Genomic DNA, 19,055 nt, shown 5'->3' on the forward strand with positions numbered 1-19,055 from the left:
GATTACAGCGAACGCAACCGCCGCGCGCCCTCGATCAGCGTCGCGTCGTCCTTCGAGAAACTGAGGCGGATCACGCCCGCGTCGGTGCCGTCGGTGTAGAACGCCGACAGCGGAATCGTCGCGACGCGCGCATCGCGGATCAGGCGCAGCACGAAGTCGCTGTCGCGCTCGTCGGAGAAGTGCCGGAACCGCGCGAGCATGAAGAACGAGCCTTCGCTCGGCAGCAGCTCGAAGCGCGAATCGGCCAGCTCGCGCGCGAGCAGGTCGCGCTTGGCCTGGTAGAACGCCGACAGGCCGAGATAGCTTTCCGGCCGCGCGAGGATCTCGGCGAACGCGACCTGCATCGGCGTATCGGCCGAGAACACCATGAACTGGTGCACCTTGCGGATCTCGTCCATCAGTTCGGCCGGCGCGATGCAATGGCCGACCCGCCAGCCCGTCACGTGGAACGACTTGCCGAACGACGACACGACCACGCTGCGCTCGGCCAGCTCGCAATGACGCGCGACGCTCTGGTGCTGCGCGCCGTCGAACACGACGTGCTCGTAGACCTCGTCCGACAGGACCACGATGTCCGTATTGCGCGTGAGCTGCGCGAGCCGTTCGAGATCGTCGGCCGAGAACACGGTCGCGGTCGGGTTGTGCGGCGTGTTCACGATGATCATCCGCGTGCGCGACGTGATCGCCGCGGCCACTTCATCCCAGTTCACGCGGAAATGCTCGGGCGACAGTTTGATCGCGACCGGCGTCGCGCCCTGCATCCGCACGATCGGCGCATAGCTGTCGAACGACGGCTCGAAATAGATCACCTCGTCGCCCGGATGCACGAGCGCGCTGATCGCCGCGTAAAGCCCTTCGCTCGCGCTCGCGATCACCGTGATTTCGGTGCCCGGGTCGTAGCGCGTGCCGTACAGCGCCTCGGTCTTCTCCGCGAGCCGCTCGCGCAGCGACGTGATCCCGGCCATCGGCGCGTACTGGTTGTGGCCGTCGCGCATCGCACGCGCGACGCCCTCGACCAGCGCCGGATCCGGCGCGAAATTCGGTGCGCCCTGCGACAGGTTCAGCGCATCGTGCTGTGCGGCAAGCTGGCCGATCACCGTGAAGATCGTCGTCCCGACGTCCGGCAGTTTCGAACGGGGCGTGGTGGCGCTTCGCATGACTCCTCCTTCTGATGTCCTTCGGGCCGGCCACGCGCGACGCGCGTAGCCGGCCTCATGCCGCATGATTTAGCCCGAGCCAATATCGGCGGACAATCGAAAGTTCGTCATGGCGGCCATGCATTTTTCTCATGGCTCGGTATCCGAAGGGCGCGAAACCCAGTCGATGCCGCCGGCCGCGCATGCGAATCAGGCATTTCCCCCTGGGGCCGTGGGACCGCAGCGGGCATTACACGCCCGCTGTCGCCAGATACGCGCGCAGCACAGCCTGCAGCTCGCCGCGCAATTCGGCGAAATCGAGTGCGGGCCCGATCGTCAGCAGCGCCTGCGACACACCGCCGTAGCAGACCGCATGTGCCATCCGTGCGATCCCGTCGAGCCGCGCGGCCGGCGGCGGATCGGCGGCCTGCGCGAAGGCGTCGCGCCACAGCGCGACATACGCGTCGTAATGCCGGCGGTACGCGGCGAGCGGCGACACCTGCCGCTCCAGCGCGAAGAACGCGCTCCACAGCGCGGCGTCCGCGCCGATCGCATCGACCTGCAGGTCGACGAGCGCGGCCGCGAGCTCTGCGCGCGGCTCGCCGCGCAGCCCGTGCGCCGCATCGCGCAGCCGGTCGGCCAGCGCCAGCACGCGCCGGTGGATGCACAGCGCGGCGAGGCTCTGCTTGTCGCCGAAATATTCGTAGAAGGTGCCGATGCTCACGCCCGCGACGGCCGCGATCTCGCGGATCGTCGCCTTCGCGTAGCCGCGCTCGAGCAAAAGCTGAACGAACGCCTGCTGGAGCGCATCGGACGTGGCCTGCGCGCGCGACTGGCGCGGCCGGCGGCGCAACGCGGGCGCGGGTTGCGCCGCCGGCTGGCCGGGCGGCGCCGGAACCTGAACATGTCGCGGCGGCATATTTGCTACTCTGGAATTCAGCGGAAACACGTTTGACCGGAAGCCGGCGCAGGCGCGCAAACGCCAGCGGTACGACACCCGCCCGGCAGACCGCGAAGGATGAGACCGGAGACAGCCCGATGACCGAATCGACCCACGCCGTCACGAACCAGTTCGACGAACTGGTCGACTATAACCTCTTCGCCACCGACGTCGCGCTGCGCGAGGCACTCGCCCGCGCGGGCGCAGACTGGGCCGTGCCGCGGCTCGACGCGTACGGCGCGCGGCTCGGCAGCGCCGACACCGCACAGCTCGCCGACGCAGCGAACCGCCACACGCCGGAGCTGAACGCGTTCGACCGGCGCGGCCGGCGCATCGACCGCGTCGACTTCCATCCGGCGTGGCACACGCTGCTCGGCATGTACCGCAACGAGGGCTTCGTGTCGCTCGCGTTCCGCGACACGCGCCCCGGCCGCTGGGCCGCGAGCGCGGCCGGCTTCTACCTGCACGGCCAGATCGAGGCCGGCACCCTGTGCCCGGCGACGATGACGCAGGCCGCGATTCCGGTGCTGCAGAAGGAACCCGCGCTGTGGGGCCTGCTGCGCGACAAGCTGTACAGCGACGACTACGATCCGCGCGACGTGCCGGTCGCCGAGAAGCGCTCCATCTGGTTCGGCATGGGGATGACCGAGAAACAGGGCGGCTCCGACGTGCGCGCGAACACGACGCTCGCGACCGCGGCCGGCGCGGGCGGGCGCGGCGGCGAATACCGGCTGCGCGGCCACAAGTGGTTCTTCTCCGCGCCGATGTGCGATGCGCACCTGGTCGTCGCGCGCACCGAGGCCGGCAGCCCGTCGTGCTTCTACGTGCCGCGCTGGCGGCCCGGCGGCACGAAGAACGCGGTCGAGATCCAGCGGCTGAAGGACAAGGTCGGCAACCGCAGCAACTCGAGCAGCGAGATCGAGCTGAACGATGCATGGGGGATCATGCTCGGCGACGAAGGCCGCGGGATTCCGACCATCATCGAGATGGCCACCTACACGCGACTGAGCTGCGTGCTCGGCAGCGCGGCGATGCTGCGCCAGGGCGTCGTGCAGGCGATCGCGTACACGCGCCAGCGCCACGCGTTCGGCCGCGCGCTCGCCGAGCAGCCGCTGATGCGCACCGTGCTCGCCGATCTCGCGCTCGAAAGCGAGGCCGCGCTCGCGCTCGCGATGCGCCTGGCGGACGCGTTCGAGCGCGACGACTCGCCGCGCGAACGCGCGTGGAAGCGGATCGTCACGCCCGCCGCGAAATTCTGGGTCTGCAAGCGCGCGGTCGAACTGACCGGCGAGGTGATGGAGGTATTCGGCGGCAACGGCTACGTCGACGACGGCCCGATCGCGCGGCTGTTCCGCGAAGCGCCGGTCAACTCGATCTGGGAAGGCTCGGGCAACGTGATGTGCCTCGACGTGCTGCGCGCGGTGTCGCGTGAGCCCGACGCGGCCGCGGCGCTCTTCGCCGAGCTGGCCGACCTCGGCGCGGGCGAGCCGCGCATCCGCGCAGCGCTCGATGCGCTGCGCGCGATGCTCGCGGCGCCGGCCGACACGCTCGAGGCCTCCGCGCGCATGTTCGCGCAGCGGCTCGCGCTCGTCGCGCAGGCCTGCCTGCTGCGGCGCGACGCACCCGCGGCCGTCGCCGACGCGTTCGTCGCGACGCGGCTCGCCGCGCCCGACTGGGGCCGCATCGCGGGCGGCTTCGATCCGCATGCGCTCGACGTCGCTGCGTTGCTGCAGCGCGCGTACCCGGCCTGACGCCGGCCCGTTCACCCGAATTCACGTTCGTTCGCCTGCCCGGAGCCTCGATGAACCTCGTCGCCGCCCTCGACCGCGCCGCTCGTGCGACGCCCGACAAGCCGTTCCTCGTCAGCGAATCCGCGACGATCACGTATGCGGCCGCGCGCGAGCGTTCGCACCGCGCGGCGGCCGTGCAGAGCGCGCTCGGCGTCGCGGCCGGCGATCGCGTCGCCGCGATGTGCTTCAACACGCCGGCCTTCGTCGACCTGATGTTCGGCGCATGGCGCCTCGGCGCGGCGTTCGTGCCGATCAACCACAAGCTGCAGGCGCCGGAAGTCGACTACGTGCTCGAACACAGCGGCAGCACCGCGCTGTTGTTCGACGTGGCGCTCGCGCCGGTGGTCGAGCGCCTCGTGCATCCGGCGCGGCGGCTCGTGACCGAGGGCGAACTCGACGGCGTGCCGGACTTCGACACGATGTGCGCGACGATGGATGGCCTCGCGGGCATCGAGCCGGCCGACGACGACATCGCGCAGATCCTCTACACGTCCGGCACGACCGGCCGCCCGAAAGGTTGCGTGCACAGTCATCGCACCGTGACGCTCGCGGCGATGCAGGCGGCGCTCGCGATCGGCATCAGCCGCAACGAACGCACGCTGATGGCGATGCCGATCTGGCATTCGTCGCCGCTGAACAACTGGTTCGGCGGCACGCTGTACGCGGGCGGCACCGTCGTGCTGCTGCGCGAATACCATCCACAGCGCTTCCTGCAGACCGTCGAGCGCGAGCGCGTGACGCTGTATTTCGGCGCGCCGGTGTCGTACACGCTGCCGCTCGACACGGTCGACGGCTTCGCGGCATTCGACCTGTCGAGCGTGCGCGCGTGGCTGTACGGCGGCGGCCCGATCGGCGCCGCGCAGGCAGAACGGCTTACGCACGCGTACCGCAGCCGCGCGTTTTTCCAGGTGTACGGGATGACGGAAACGGGGCCGGCCGGCACGACGCTGTATCCGGACGAGCAGATCGCGAAGGCCGGCTCGATCGGCCGCCACGGCGGCCCGGGCGTCGACCTGCGGGTCGTGCGGATGGACGGCGTCGACGCGCAACCGGGCGACACCGGCGAGATCTGGCTGAAGGCCGACAGCATGATGCTCGGCTATCTCGACGACGCGGCCGCGACGCGCGCCGCGTTCGCGCCGGACGGCTGGTACCGCACCGGCGACATCGCGCGGATCGATCAGGATGGCTATCTGTTCATCATCGACCGGCTGAAGGACATGATCGTGACGGGCGGCGAGAACGTCTACTCGAAGGAAGTGGAGGACGTGCTCGGCGCGCACCCGGACATCGCCGAGGCAGCCGTCGTCGGCGTCGCGCATCCGGACTGGGGCGAAACGGTCGTCGCGCACGTCGTGATGCGGGCGAACGCGCTGCCCGATGCGGATGCGCTGCGCGCGTTCTGCGGCGAGCGGCTCGCCGCGTACAAGATCCCGCGCGAATTCACGTTCGTGCAGGCGCTGCCGCGCACGCCGACGGGCAAGCTGCAGAAGTTCTTGCTGCGCGGGCGCAGGGACTGAGTATCCGCGATTGAGCTAGCGCATTCGCGCTCGCGTGATCAATGCAACAGGTAGAACGGAACAAGTAATAGTAGTAACCCGCTCTGAATCATATTCGTCCGATTGATCGACGTTTCTTATCTGGAATAGCGTCTCTAGGCAGCCATTCCATTTACTGAGACAGGGAAGCCGGATGAAAAACGAACACAAAGCACCGCCCCATCTTTTCGCCACCGTTGGCGCACTCACGGAACGCGGTGGACGCGTCACCACCGCAACCAGCGGTTTGACCTTGGCTGGATTGGAAGTCGCCTGCGTCGGCGACGTAGTGACCTATGACGACGGCAGCGAGGCCGCGATTATCGACGGCGCGGGAAACAACCATAGCGGAGGTAAGCCGTTCGCGCTGGTCGGCAGCCGGTTGAGCAACGGTGACCGCATTACCGAAACGCTGCGCACCTCATGGGGCATTCACGTGCGGGAGGGGCAAAGCGTTGCGGGCCTCTTCGATCCCACCTATGTGCCGCCACCCGCGCCGCGTGCCTACAGATTAGCGGTACGTGGCGCTACAACAGCGCGCGGCGGTGCATTGCGCGAGCCGTCCGGCACATGGGAAGTAGCACCGCACTTGGGCAAAGCTGCCACGGTGGGCGACCTGATCCATTATCCGGACGGTTCAACCGCGCGCGTTACGACCGGTCTGGGTTTGGCCGACGGGCCCAACTTCGCGCCGCTCGCATTCGTTGGCAGCGAACTCGATAACGGCGACACGATCACCGATAGTCCCGAGCGACAAGGCGTGGCATCGTCCGTTGTATTTGGCGTCGTCACCCGCTCGTCCATGCCCCGCTGAGGTAGCGCCCATGATTCGCTACTTTCTTGCCAAAGGCGACCGCGCCGGGGAAGCGGTCATTGTCGAAGGCCTCGACAGCGTGACCTGTTCCAATCCGCCGCCGAAGGTTCATATCGCCACGCTGGATATGAAGACCTACTGTTCGGCCTGCAAGCGTGAAGGGTACATCGCACCGCAAGGGCCGCGCTGGCCAGGTACCGGCCCGAACGGCAAACAGTGGGCATTGAGCGGGGATATCAATGTCTGCGGATGCAACCCACCGCCGATCTTCTACGCTGAGCGCGGCATGCGGATGACTTTTACTGCAGGAGAGACTGCGACGCTGACTGGGCGCCAACCTGATGCGGCCAAGCGGTCATTTGCTCGATCGGCGGTCGTACACGACGAGCAATTCACCTTGGTCGATGACTCTCGCCACCCGCTCGCGAACATCCGCTACCGAATCGTTACCGACACTGGCCAGATTTTCACGGGCACCACGGACGCGGCCGGGCAAACACATCGAATCGCCACCGACGCCTCGGCAACCCTGAAAATCTATACGACGGAACATTGAGGCAATGAAAAATTTTGATATGAATGACGGCGGAGAATGGTTCCTCGTACACTCAGGCGCAGTCACCAATACCAATCCTGGGTCGATGGTGGAAGTAACGATCAATACCGAAAAAATATGTCACAACATGACAAACAAGGAATTTCGAGAAATGGTCTTGAGTAAGCGCGATCGGGCCGTTTCTCTCGTCGAAAAAAGAATCGAGGATTTGCACCGCTGGTCCTATGCTGATAAGGCACGCGTATTACAATGGTTCGGCAGAACCGATGACGGCACTCGCATAGCGCTATCAACAGGCCTGACTGCAATCGCTCGAGTACTAAAGTCACTCACAGGCTACAATTTCACGCGATGGGATAGCGAGCGATTCAAACACATTGGATGCGTGCCAAATCCAAACAGATCGGGAGTCGCAGCATCAGTGTGCTCACCCGATACCGCAACTCATACGATTGCAATACATCCTGATTTTTGCACAATGCGAGATTTCTCATGGGAAAAGGATTCCGTGGTTTCCACGCTGATTCATGAGGTGAGTCATTTCGACGACACAATGGGCACCAAGGATCACCGATATTTCATGGAGGAGTGTTTGACGTTGGGATCCGAAAGCCCGAATCAAGCAATCAACAATGCCGACAGTATTGCGGGATACGTCATCTACAATGCTTAAGTTTATTCTTGGCCTAAGCCTTCTTACCTCCAATCCGGTATTCGCATGCATTGCCAGCGAGAACGTCGACATCTACTTTTCGAGAGATAGCGCGTACATATCGAATTCGGAGATCGTCCGCATTGCAAAATGGGTAGCCGACCAAAAACTCAATTATGCAAATCACCTGACCAAAGAAACGACACTGATCAGCGGTCATGCCGAGGAAAGTGAACCGACAGCACTGGCCCTTGCGCAATCAAGATTGCAAGCCGCGTATGTGCTGTTGGAGCAACTCGGCTTTTTACGCGGCATCGTCAAGAAGAGCGCCCGCGTCTATTCGCATGGCGACGTGGACAATGGGCGGCGTGTGGAAATTTCCTTCCTGCCCGATTGCCCTAACAAGTGCTGCGACGGCAAGTAACGTCACACCGCCGCCGATCATGGCGATGCGGTCTCGACATACGCACGCGGCGCCCCTGCTGCCCCCCGCCTGCAAGATCCCTATGCCCTGCTGGCCGTGTCCCACCAAAGAAAAAACCACCGGACCCGACGGACCCGGTGGCTTTTTTTGCGTGAGGCGCGGGACGACGCATCGCGCCGCCGCCCGCTCTCCACGTCACATCAGGCTCTTACTTGCCGCCGATGCTCTTCAGCGGCTTCCACTCGCCCTTCTCGACCTTGTACATCGTGATGCCGCCGTTCCTCAGGTCGCCCTTCGCGTCATACGCGACGTGCGACGACGTGACGCCGGCCATGTCGGTCTTCGCGAGCACCGGCAGGTACTTCGCCGGATCGGTCGAATCAGCCTTCTTCATCGCGTTGAGCAACGCCATCGCGCCGTCGTACGCATACGGCGAGTAGGTCTGCACGTCCTCGCCGAAGCGCTTCTTGTACTTGTCCGCATAGGTCTTGCCGCCCGGCATTTCTTCCAGCGGGAGGCCTGCCAGCGATGCGATCGTGCCGTCGGCCGCGTTGCCCGCGATCTTCAGGAACGTCGGCGTCTTCACCATTTCGCCGCTCATCAGCGGTGCGGTGATGCCGAGCGTCTTCATCTGCTTGACCATCGGCGCTGCCTGCGAATCCGCGCCGCCGTAGTAGACGAGGTCCGGCTTCGCCGCCTTCAGCTTGGTCAGGATCGCCTTGAAGTCGACGGCCTTGTCGTTCGTGAATTCACGGTCGACGATCGTCGCGCCGCCGGCCTTCGCGGCCTTCTCGAACTGGTCGGCGAGGCCCTGGCCGTAGGCCGTGCGGTCGTCGACGATCGCGATCTTCTTCATGCCGAGATCCTTCGACGCGAAGGTGCCCGCCACCGAGCCCTGCTGCGTGTCGGACGTCATCATGCGGAAGGTCGTCTTGTAACCCTGCTGCGTATATTCCGGTGCCGTCGCCATCGCGATCTGCGGAATGCCGGCGTTCGCGTAGATGCGCGAGGCCGGGATCGTCGTGCCCGAGTTGAAGTGGCCGAGCATGCCCTTGATGCCGTCGTCGACGAGCTTCTGCGCGACCGTCGTGCCGGTGCGCGGGTCAGCCTGGTCGTCCTGCGTCTCGAGCACGAACTTCACCGGCTTGCCGCCGATCTTCGGGTTGGTCGCGTTGAAGTCTTCCAGCGCGAGCGCGATCCCGTTCTGCATATCCTTGCCGTAGTGAGCCTGAGCGCCCGTCATCGGCCCCGCGTAACCGATCTTCACGTCGTCCGCATGAGCCGTCCCCGCCAGCGACATGACAGCGACGAACGTCGCGCCTGCCAGCTTTTTCATCGTGTGTTGCATAGCATCTCCTTGGTACCAGGGTAAATGGAGCGGCTTCGGGATCGCCTTGCCGCTTCCTTTGTTTGATCCGAACGGCAAGGATGGTCAGCCGATCGTCATCAAATTCGCATTGCCGCCCGCCGCGGCCGTGTTCACGCTCACCGAGCGCTCGGTCAGCAGCCGCTCGAGCGCGTAATCTTCCGCGTCGCCGTTCTCGAACGCGCCCGCCGACACGCCCTGCACCGACACGATCGGGCCCGGCCGCTGCGCGACGTCCTTCACGAGCGTCTGCAGTTCGTCGCTGTCGCCTTCGAACAGCACCGCGTCGAACGGCGCGTCGGCCTGCTTGCGCACGGCCGCATGCGCCTTCAGCGCAGCCGGCAGCGCCGCGACCAGCGCCTCGCCCGCCGCACCGGCGAACAAGGCGCGGTTGCCCGTCGCCAGCACCGCCGCGAACTGCGCGCGCGCACCGCCCGGCGTCGCCGCGACACACAGCACCGTGCCGCGCGGGCCGAGTGTATACGTGTTTCGCTCGCCCGTCGGCCCGGTCAGCACCGCGGTCGCACCGGCCGGCACCTGCGCCAGATAGCCGTCGCAGCGTGCGGCCAGCGCCGGCTCGCGCTGCTCGATCAGCCAGTCGCGCAGCGCGGTGAGCGCCGCCGCCGGCTTGCCGTGCTGTTCGCCTTCGACCGCGCCATCCGGAATCAGCGTCTGCGCGAGCGAACGCGGCAGGCCCGACGGACGCGTCGCGAGCAGGCGCTGCAGGTACAGCGCGCCGCCGGCCTTCGGGCCCGTGCCCGACAGCCCTTCGCCGCCGAACGGCTGCACGCCGACCACCGCGCCGATCACGTTGCGGTTCACGTAGATGTTGCCGACGTGCGCGTTCGAGATCACGTGCGCGATCGTCTCGTCGATCCGCGTATGGATCCCGAGCGTCAGGCCGTAGCCCGTCGCGCGGATCTGCTCGAGCAGCTTGTCGAGCTGGCTGCGGCGGTAGCGCACGACGTGCAGCACGGGGCCGAACACTTCACGCTTGAGCTCGTCGATGCTGCCGATCTCGACCAGCGTCGGCGGCACGAACGTGCCGTGCGCACAGGCTTCCGGCGACGGCAGCTGCGTGACCGTGTGGCCCTTGTCCTTCATCGTCGCGACGTGCGTGTCGATCGTCTGCTTCGCTTCGGCGTCGATCACCGGGCCGACGTCGGTCGACAGGCGGTCCGGGTTGCCGAGCGCCAGCTCGTGCATCGCCCCCTTGAGCATCGTCAGCGTGCGGTCCGCGACATCGTCCTGCAGACACAGAACGCGCAGCGCCGAACAGCGTTGACCGGCCGAGTCGAACGACGACTGCATCACGTCCGCGACCACCTGCTCCGCGAGCGCCGACGAGTCGACGATCATCGCGTTCTGGCCGCCCGTTTCGGCGATCAGCGGGATCGGCTTGCCGTCCGGGTCGAGGCGCGCGGACAGCGTCTTGTTGATCAGGCGCGCGACTTCCGTCGAGCCGGTGAACATCACCGCACGCGTGCGCGGATCGGCGACCAGCGCCGCACCGACGGTCTCGCCGGTGCCCGGCAGCAGTTGCACCGCGCCGGCCGGCACGCCGGCCTCGCGCAGCAGGCGCACGGCCTGCGCGGCGATCAGCGGCGTCTGTTCGGCCGGTTTCGCGAGCACCGTGTTGCCGGCCGCCAGGGCGGCTGCCACCTGGCCCATGAAGATCGCGAGCGGGAAGTTCCACGGGCTGATGCAGACCACGGGGCCGAGCGGACGGTGCGTGTCGTTCGAGAATTCGTCGCGGATCTGCGCCGCGTAGTAGCGCAGGAAGTCGACGGCTTCGCGGATTTCGGCGATCGCGTTCGGCAGCGACTTGCCGGCTTCGCGCACGATCAGGCCCATCAGCGTGTGCATCTGCGCTTCGAGCAGGTCGGCCGCGCGCACCAGGCAGTCGGCGCGCGCATCAACCGGCGTCGCCTGCCAGATCGGCGCGGCAGCCACCGCGTGCGCGAGCGCCGCGCTCACGTGTTCGGCCGTCGCCTCGCTGACCGTGCCGACCACGTCGCGCTGGTCCGCCGGGTTGCGCACGTCGCGCACCGGGGCATCGGCGAGCGCGTCGTCGGCGAGCATCGGCGCCGCGCGCCACGGATGATGCGCGCTCGCGAGCAGCGCGGACGACAGCGACGCGAGACGGTGTTCGTTCGACAGGTCGAGGCCCATCGAGTTGGGACGCTCGTCGCCGTACAGGTTGCGCGGCAGCGGGATCTTCGCGTGCGGCGCGCCGAGCGGCACGACCTTCGACGCTTCGTCGACCGGATCGGCGACCAGCTCCTTCACCGACACGGTTTTATCGGCGATGCGGTTCACGAACGACGTGTTCGCGCCGTTTTCCAGCAGGCGGCGCACGAGGTACGCGAGCAGCGTTTCATGCGTGCCGACCGGCGCATACACGCGGCACGGACGGTTCAGCTTGTCGCGGCCCGTGACTTCCTCGTACAGCGGCTCGCCCATCCCGTGCAGGCACTGGAATTCGTACTGGCCCGGGTAGTAGTTCTGGCCGGCCAGGTGATAGATCGCGGCCAGCGTGTACGCGTTGTGCGTCGCGAACTGCGGGTAGACGGCGTCGGGCGCCGCGAGCAGCTTCTTCGCGCACGCGAGGTACGACACGTCCGTGTAGATCTTGCGCGTGTAGACCGGATAGCCTTCGAGGCCGTCGACCTGCGCACGCTTGATTTCGGTGTCCCAGTACGCGCCCTTGACCAGGCGGATCATCAGGCGGTGGCGGCTGCGGCGCGCGAGGTCGATCAGGTAGTCGATCACGAACGGGCAGCGCTTCTGGTAGCCCTGCACGACGAAGCCGATGCCGTTCCAGCCCGCGAGCTCCGGATCGAAGCACAGCGCCTCGAGCAGGTCGAGCGACAGTTCGAGACGGTCGGCTTCTTCCGCGTCGATGTTCAGGCCGATGTCGTAGCGGCGCGCGAGCAGCGCCAGCGCGCGCACGCGCGGCAGCAGCTCGCTCATCGTGCGGTCCTGCTGCGAGCGCGAGTAGCGCGCGTGCAGTGCCGACAGCTTGATCGAGATGCCCGGGCCTTCGTAGATGCCGCGGCCGCCGGCCGCCTTGCCGATCGCGTTGATCGCCTGCTCGTACGACGCGTAGTAGCGCTGCGCGTCCTCTTCGGTCGTCGCCGCTTCGCCGAGCATGTCGTACGAGTAGCGGAAGCCGCGCGCTTCGTACTTGCGGCTGTTCGCGAGCGCTTCGGAAATCGTCTCGCCGGTGACGAACTGCTCGCCCATCAGGCGCATCGCCATGTCGACGCCCTTGCGGATCAGCGGCTCGCCGCCGCGGCCGATCAGGCGCGTGAGCGCCGACGACAGGCCCGCTTCGCTGTTGGTCGTCACGAGCTTGCCGGTGATCATCAGCCCCCAGGTCGCCGCGTTCACGAACAGCGACGGCGCGTGGCCGACGTGCGAGCGCCAGTCGCCCTTGCTGATCTTGTCGCGGATCAACGCGTCGCGCGTCGCGCGATCGGGAATGCGCAGCAGCGCTTCGGCGAGGCACATCAGCGCGACGCCTTCCTGGCTCGACAGCGAGAACTCGTGGATCAGCCCTTCGACGCCGCCGCCCGAGCTCTTCTCGCGCAGCGCCTCGACGAGCGTCGTCGCGAGCGTCTGCGCGTCGGCCTGCAGGTTCGCCGGCAGGCGCGCCTGGCCCAGCAGGAACGGCACGCACTCCGGCTCGGGGCGGCGATACGCGGCCGTGATCGCCGCGCGCAGCACCGACTGCGGCTGCACGTTCTGCGCGAACTCGAGGAACGGATGCGGCGAGTTGTCGTCGTCGCCATCCGCCGCCTGGCTGTCGGCGAGCTCCGTCACACCGCTGCTGCCCGACAGCTCGGGCGGCAGCTGGCCGTGCTCGATCCGCTCGAGATACGCGAAGATCGCCTGCTTGATCAGCCAGTGGGGAGTGCGCTCGAGACGCGCGGCCGCGTCTTTCAGGCGCGAGCGGAGAAGGTCGTCGACTTTGACGCCGAGAGTCGTGCTTGCCATGGTGGGTTCGTGCGCCGGTGCGAGCCCGGCAATGTGGTGTGAGAGGATGCGCGAAATCCTACGGCACGCAATAAAAAGGTGCAACCGAATTACGAGATTGGTTGCACCCTAAAGTTAGTCAATATAATCAGCCACTTAGATGGTTGCAACCTAGGGGTTGCCCGTGGTCCGCAGATCGGTGTTTTCCCTGATCGGACCGATTCGGCGCGCGTGTGCAACCCTCGGCGTGCAGGACGGAGGGGAAAAAGCGGGTTGCACTGGGCAGGCTGGCGGGTGCCGCAGACAGGTGCGGAACGGGCCCCGCCAGCGAGGATCGCGCGCGGCCCGGCGGGCTCGAAGCCAGGCAGCGGCGCACGGCACGACGACCGGGCCCGCGCCGCTCAGATATCCAGCGGATCGACCTCGACGCTCCACCGGAGCACGCCCTTCAGCGCGCGCAGCTCCGGCTGCCATGCGCGCAGCGCATGCTGCAGTGCCGCCCGCGACGCGCTTTCGAGCAACAGCTGCGCGCGGTGGACGTTCGCGACCTTCACGATCGTCATCGGCACCGCGTCGTAGACGGTCACGCGATCGGCGCCCGGCAGCCCCGGCAATGCGGCCGCGGCCTGCAGCAGGAACGCGAGCGCCGCATCGAGCGTGCGTCCTTCGGCGCGCAGCAGCGCCTGGTAGACGAACGGCGGCAGGTGCGCGTCGCGGCGCTCGCCGAGCGTCGAATTCGCGAAGCCGACGTAATCCTGCCGGCCGAGCGCGTGATACAGCGCGTGACGCGGATAACGCGTCTGCACGAGCACCTCCCCCGGCAGCCCGGCGCGCCCCGCACGGCCGCTCACCTGCATCAGCTGCGCGAACAGCCGCTCGCTCGCGCGGAAATCGTGCGAGAACAGCGCGGTGTCGGCATTGAGCACGCCGACGAGCGACACGCGCTGGAAGTCGTGCCCCTTCGCGATCATCTGCGTGCCGACCAGGACGTCGACCTCGCCGGCGTGCACGTCCGAGAACAGCGCCTGCGCGCTGCCCTTGCGCCGCGTGCTGTCCGCGTCGATCCGCAGTATCCGTGCGCCGGGCACGGCCTCGGCGAGCGCCTCCTCGATGCGCTGCGTGCCGCGCCCGAGCGGCGCGATGTCGACGTTCCCGCATTCCGGGCACGACCGCGGAATGCGCGCCTCCCAGCCGCAGTGATGGCAGCGCAGCACATGCTCGGGCTTGTGCAGCACGACATAGGCGCTGCAGCGCGGGCATCCGGCGACCCAGCCGCACGCGTCGCAGGCGAGCTGTGGTGCGTAGCCGCGCCGGTTCAGGAATACGAGGCTCTGTTCGCCGCGCTCGAGCCGCGCCTTCAGCGCCGCGACGAGCGGCCCCGACAGCCCGCCCAGCGACGCGCGCCCGCGCCGCCGCTCCTCCTCGAGATCGATCAGCCGCACGGTCGGCAGCGTCGCGTCGGCCACCGCGCGGCGCGACAGCGTGAGCCGCGTGTAGCGCCCCTGCTCGGCCTGCCACCAGCTCTCGAGCGACGGCGTCGCCGAACCGAGCACGACCGGAATGCCGAGATGCTTCGCGCGCCACACCGCGAGATCGCGTGCCGAATAGCGCAGCCCTTCCTGCTGCTTGTACGCGGGCTCGTGTTCCTCGTCGACGACGATCAGCGCGAGCGCCGGCAGCGACGCGAGCACCGCGAGCCGCGTGCCGAGCACGATCCGCGCGCGGCCCGTATGCGCGGCGAGCCAGTTGCGTGCACGCTCGCCCTCGGCGAGCCCGCTGTGCAGCGTGACGATCGCGTCGTCGGCAAGCGTGCCCGCGAAGCGCGCGCGAAACGCGGCCTCGAACTGCGGCGTCAGGTTGATTTCGGGCACGAGCACGAGCGCCTGCGCGTCGGGCCGCGCATCGAGCAGCGCGGCGAGCGCATGCAGATAGACCTCGGTCTTGCCGCTGCCCGTCACGCCGTGCAGCAGGAACGGCGCGAAACCCTGCGCGGCGCGGATCGCGTCGAATGCCTCGGCCTGCTGGTCAGTGAGCGCCGGCGGCACAGCTCGTCCACCGGTTGTCGACAGGTTATCCACAGCTTTGGGCACAGGCGCATCGGCCCAGCCGATTTCCTCGACGGCGGCCCAGCCGCGCGCCGCCCAATCGTCGAGCGTGGCGGCCGCCTTCGGGTGCAGCGCGCGCGCATCGGACAACGCCAGCGAATCGGTGCCGGCGAGCGCCTGCGCGAGCCGCCGCAGCGCGGCCCCGCGCGCGGGCAGTGCGTCGGGAAGCGCGGCGCGGCCGGCTTCGCTCAGCCGGTAGCGCACCTCCGGCGCCAGCAGACGCCCCCAGCGCGGCGCGTCGCGCAGCGCCTGCGGCAGCGCCGGCAGCGCGACTTCGCCGCGACCGCGCTGGTAGTAGTCGGCCGCGAACGACACGAGTGCCAGCCAGTCCGGCGCCAGCGGCGGCAGTTCGGTACAGATTGCGTCGATCGCCCGCAACCGGGACGGCGGCACGTCGGTGTGAGTCGTTACTTCGCAGACGAGCCCGACGACCTGCCGCTTGCCGAACGGCACCTGGACGAGCGTGCCGGGCGCCGGCGCCGGCTGGACGTCGCAGCGGTAGTCGAACAGGGTGGCGAGCGGATGGTCGAGCGCGACGCGCAGGTAGGTATCGCCCATCACCGCGCTCCGGCGGCGGCGCGGGCCGCGCGAACGGCTGGCACCCGCGTCCGCGTCAAGGTGGCGAACTTAAAGTAAAACTTCAGATTCGGCGCTAAGTTTTGGATTCGCATTAGGAATCGCCGTATACCCTGACCAGCCTGTGGATAACTTTGTTGAGAACTCGGCGTTCAACCGCCGCAAAGCGCGCGGGGCCGTGCTTTCCGCTGATTTTGCCGGCCGCCCACCGCGCCCCGCGGAGCCTTATTCCATAAGGCTGCTATTCAAATTCCCGAACCATAGCGAGACAATTCGACCGATACAGGGCTCTACCGCGCTGCAACGTGGAAAATGTGCATAAGTCAAGTCTTGACAAGCCATGAATCGGCAACCGGTGCGGGGTTGCGCCCTGTTTAGCACCGACAGCGAAACACTGTCACCCCGCAGTGCAGCATGACAGCGCTGGCGCTCAGCCCGCCGCTCCGCTACGGATCTTGCGGCTGTGGCTGTGCACTTCGTCGACGAGTTCGGCGACGTGGTCAGGCGACGTGAACTGCGAAATGCCGTGGCCGAGATTGAATACGTGGCCCGGATGATTGCCGTAGCTGTCGAGTACCGCGCGTGCCTGCTCGCGCACCGCGGCCGGCGGCGCAAACAGGATCGTCGGGTCGAGGTTGCCCTGCAGCGCGACGCGCCCCGCGACGCGCTCGCGCGCAACACCGAGGTTGACGGTCCAGTCGAGCCCGACCGCGTCGACGCCGGTCGCGGCGATTTCCTCGAGCCACAGCCCGCCGCCCTTCGTGAACGTGATCACCGGCACGCGCTCGCCGTCGTGCTCGCGCTTGAGCTGCGCGACCACGCGGCGGATGTAGTCCAGCGAGAAGCGCTGGTACGCGCCGTCCGCCAGCGCGCCGCCCCATGTGTCGAAGATCATCACGGCCTGCGCGCCGGCTTCGATCTGCGCGTTCAGGTACGCGGCCACGGCCTGCGCGTTCACGTCGAGGATCCGGTGCATCAGGTCGGGGCGCGAATACGCCATCGACTTCACCGTGCGGAAATCGTCCGATCCGCCGCCTTCGACCATGTAGCACGCGAGTGTCCACGGGCTGCCCGAGAAGCCGATCAGCGGCACGCGCTGGCGGCCCTGCCCGTCGGTCAGCGCACGGCGGATCTCGCGCACGGCGCCCGTCACGTAGCCGAGCGTCGCGTCGATGTCCGGCACCGCGAGCTTCGCGACGTCGGCCTCGGTGCGCACCGGATGCGCGAACTTCGGCCCTTCGCCGACCTGGAAGTCGAGGCCGAGGCCCATTGCGTCGGGAATCGTCAGGATGTCCGAGAACAGGATCGCGGCGTCGAGCGGGAAGCGCTCGAGCGGTTGCAGCGTCACCTCGGTCGCGTAGTCGGGATGCTTCGCGAGGCCGAGGAAGCTGCCGGCGCGCGCGCGCGTCGCGTTGTATTCGGGCAGGTAGCGGCCGGCCTGGCGCATCAGCCAGATCGGCGTGTAGTCGGTCGGCTCGCGCAGAAGCGCACGCAGGAAGGTGTCGTTGAGCAGATTATGGGCCACGGTAGGAGCGACGATGCGAAGGCAAAGCGGCATTTTACCGGAGCGGGGCCGCACGGCTGCGTATCCCGATGCGATGGCGGCCATATGACGCGCGCGATGGCTCCGTTATGATCGGACGCTGATATCAAACCGAACGAAGGAGGAGACCGATGAAGACATTCGCCACGCTGGCCGCGCTCGCCGCCGCCACCACGCTTTGCTGCGCCGCCGCGCACGCGCAGACCGCTGCGACCTCGACCGCCGCCGCCGGTTCGCGGCTCGACGACGTGCTCGCCCGCGGCACGCTGCGCGTGTGCACGACGGGCGACTACAAGCCGTATTCGTACCACCGGACGGACGGCCGCTTCGAGGGCATCGACATCGACATGGCCGAATCGCTCGCGAAATCGCTCGGCGTGAAGGCCGACTTCGTGAAAACGAGCTGGCCAAACCTCACCAACGACTTCGTTGCGAAGTGCGATATCGCGGCGGGCGGCGTATCGACGACGCTCGAGCGCCAGAAGCGCGTGTTCTTCACGCAGCCGTACGTGGTCGACGGCAAGACGCCGATCGTGCGCTGCGCGGACGCCGACAAGTACCAGACCGTCGCGCAGATCGACCGGCCCGAGACCCGCGTGATCGTGAACCCGGGCGGCACCAACGAGCGCTTTGCGAAGCAGTTCTTCACGCACGCGAACCTGACCGTCTATCCCGACAACGTGACGATCTTCAAGCAGATCCTCGCGGGCAAGGCGGACGTGATGGTGACGGATGCGTCCGAGACGCTGTTGCAGCAAAAACTGAATCCGGGCCTGTGCTCGGTGCATCCGGACAAGCCGTTCCAGTTCGGCGAAAAGGCGTACATGGTGCCGCGCGGCGACGTCGCGTTCCAGCAATACGTCGACCAGTGGCTGCACCTCGCGCTGTCGACCGGCGAATACCAGGCGATCGCCGACAAATGGCTGAAGTGAGCGCGATCGCGCGCGATAACGGGGGCCGATGACGGGCACGGCCCCCGTTATCGCGGCCGCCGGACGCGATGCCGGCGGCGCTGTCCGGCGGCCGGCCGCCGCGCCGTTACACATCGGCGCGGCACGCGGCGGGGGCGAAACGGTGAAAACTGGCCGAATGGCCGACTATCGCGCCCCACGATCACGTTTCAAAATCTTTCCGACGAATGAATCGTCATACGCGGTATCTGCCGCGCGATGCACATTCCCGCGTGTAAATCGGCAATTCAGCGATGTCGCAGCGCATGAAAAACGCATTGCGCGCATACGATGAAAACTCTGCGGAAAAGATAAGTAAATATGACCTTTTTCAGGACCCCGAAAACAGCAAAAAATCCCGGGAAGCCTTATCTGGCGGGCGTTACAACCTGAAACACTTTGTTACCGCGACGGGTCATTAATTCGCCCACAATGGCCTCAACGGTTTCAACACGGATGCGGTCTCGTGTGCCAAGTGTGAGCGGACGCGAAGCGCTGCGAGCCAGTCGGTCACGTACCGAAGCCCTTCCGAGGGGCATCCCTGTTGGAGTCGTTTCCGGCCCCCCGCCGGACTCGGTTTCATCTTTGGTCTCCTCGCGCTAACCCCGTAGCGTGTGGTTTTTAGCGGGCTAATAAGCCCGCTTTTTTTCGTCCATCGAAAATGCAACGGCCCGCAAGGCCGTCACG

Annotated in this window: 14 protein-coding genes; 8 read left to right on the top strand and 6 right to left on the bottom strand. The window is 67.0% G+C overall.

What is annotated here, in order from left to right; translation table 11 throughout:
- Positions 1–2: 2 nt before the first annotated feature.
- Both DIE22_RS21735 and DIE22_RS21745 read right to left on the bottom strand, forming a co-directional pair.
- Positions 3–1,157, bottom strand: coding sequence for a pyridoxal phosphate-dependent aminotransferase (locus tag DIE22_RS21735; protein WP_124606081.1), 1,155 nt, complete (start codon positions 1,155–1,157; stop codon positions 3–5).
- Between the two features lie 229 nt (positions 1,158–1,386).
- Positions 1,387–2,055 (bottom strand): TetR/AcrR family transcriptional regulator, encoded by a 669-nt coding sequence (locus DIE22_RS21745; protein WP_124606082.1) that lies wholly within the window; start codon positions 2,053–2,055, stop codon positions 1,387–1,389.
- Between the two features lie 119 nt (positions 2,056–2,174).
- Between DIE22_RS21745 and DIE22_RS21750 the strand changes: the two genes are divergently transcribed.
- The 6 genes from DIE22_RS21750 (at position 2,175) to DIE22_RS21775 (ending at position 7,850) form a co-directional block, all read left to right on the top strand.
- Complete coding sequence (locus DIE22_RS21750; protein WP_124606083.1) at positions 2,175–3,827, top strand: acyl-CoA dehydrogenase family protein; 1,653 nt, start codon at positions 2,175–2,177, stop codon at positions 3,825–3,827.
- Positions 3,828–3,877: 50 nt separating this feature from the next.
- Positions 3,878–5,386: a class I adenylate-forming enzyme family protein gene (locus tag DIE22_RS21755; protein ID WP_124606084.1), complete on the top strand. Its 1,509-nt coding sequence runs from the start codon at positions 3,878–3,880 to the stop codon at positions 5,384–5,386.
- Between the two features lie 172 nt (positions 5,387–5,558).
- On the top strand, positions 5,559–6,218 hold the full coding sequence (locus tag DIE22_RS21760) for a PAAR domain-containing protein (protein WP_124499701.1): 660 nt from the start codon (positions 5,559–5,561) through the stop codon (positions 6,216–6,218).
- A gap of 10 nt (positions 6,219–6,228) precedes the next feature.
- Entirely contained in the window at positions 6,229–6,774 is a 546-nt protein-coding gene (locus DIE22_RS21765) for a hypothetical protein (RefSeq protein WP_124499700.1), read from the top strand.
- 4 nt (positions 6,775–6,778) lie between these two features.
- Positions 6,779–7,447, top strand: a complete 669-nt coding sequence (locus DIE22_RS21770) for a M35 family metallo-endopeptidase (protein ID WP_124499699.1) — start codon at positions 6,779–6,781, stop codon at positions 7,445–7,447.
- Positions 7,440–7,850, top strand: a complete 411-nt coding sequence (locus tag DIE22_RS21775) for a hypothetical protein (RefSeq protein WP_124499698.1) — start codon at positions 7,440–7,442, stop codon at positions 7,848–7,850. Before DIE22_RS21770 ends, DIE22_RS21775 begins: the two co-directional genes overlap by 8 nt.
- Positions 7,851–8,058: 208 nt before the next feature.
- On the opposite strand, the gene DIE22_RS21780 is transcribed toward DIE22_RS21775, so the two are convergent.
- From DIE22_RS21780 to hemE, 4 genes are all read right to left on the bottom strand, one after another.
- Entirely contained in the window at positions 8,059–9,198 is a 1,140-nt protein-coding gene (locus DIE22_RS21780) for a branched-chain amino acid ABC transporter substrate-binding protein (protein ID WP_124499697.1), read from the bottom strand.
- Positions 9,199–9,282: 84 nt separating this feature from the next.
- Entirely contained in the window at positions 9,283–13,215 is a 3,933-nt protein-coding gene (gene putA / locus DIE22_RS21785) for a trifunctional transcriptional regulator/proline dehydrogenase/L-glutamate gamma-semialdehyde dehydrogenase (protein ID WP_124606085.1), read from the bottom strand.
- A 380-nt stretch (positions 13,216–13,595) separates the two neighbouring features.
- A complete protein-coding gene (locus tag DIE22_RS21790) occupies positions 13,596–15,857 on the bottom strand; it encodes a primosomal protein N' (RefSeq protein WP_124606086.1) in 2,262 nt (753 codons plus the stop codon).
- Between the two features lie 448 nt (positions 15,858–16,305).
- Positions 16,306–17,400: a uroporphyrinogen decarboxylase gene (hemE, locus tag DIE22_RS21800; protein WP_311767461.1), complete on the bottom strand. Its 1,095-nt coding sequence runs from the start codon at positions 17,398–17,400 to the stop codon at positions 16,306–16,308.
- Positions 17,401–17,549: 149 nt separating this feature from the next.
- On the opposite strand from hemE, the gene DIE22_RS21805 reads away from it, so the two are divergent.
- Together DIE22_RS21805 and DIE22_RS38510 are read left to right on the top strand one after the other, a co-directional pair.
- On the top strand, positions 17,550–18,350 hold the full coding sequence (locus DIE22_RS21805; RefSeq protein ID WP_124606087.1) for a transporter substrate-binding domain-containing protein: 801 nt from the start codon (positions 17,550–17,552) through the stop codon (positions 18,348–18,350).
- Positions 18,351–18,634: 284 nt separating this feature from the next.
- Positions 18,635–18,790, top strand: a complete 156-nt coding sequence (locus DIE22_RS38510; RefSeq protein WP_221623900.1) for a hypothetical protein — start codon at positions 18,635–18,637, stop codon at positions 18,788–18,790.
- Positions 18,791–19,055: the final 265 nt, after the last annotated feature.

Origin of the sequence: Burkholderia sp. Bp9142, from assembly GCF_003853415.1 — a bacterium.
GTDB lineage: Bacteria > Pseudomonadota > Gammaproteobacteria > Burkholderiales > Burkholderiaceae > Burkholderia.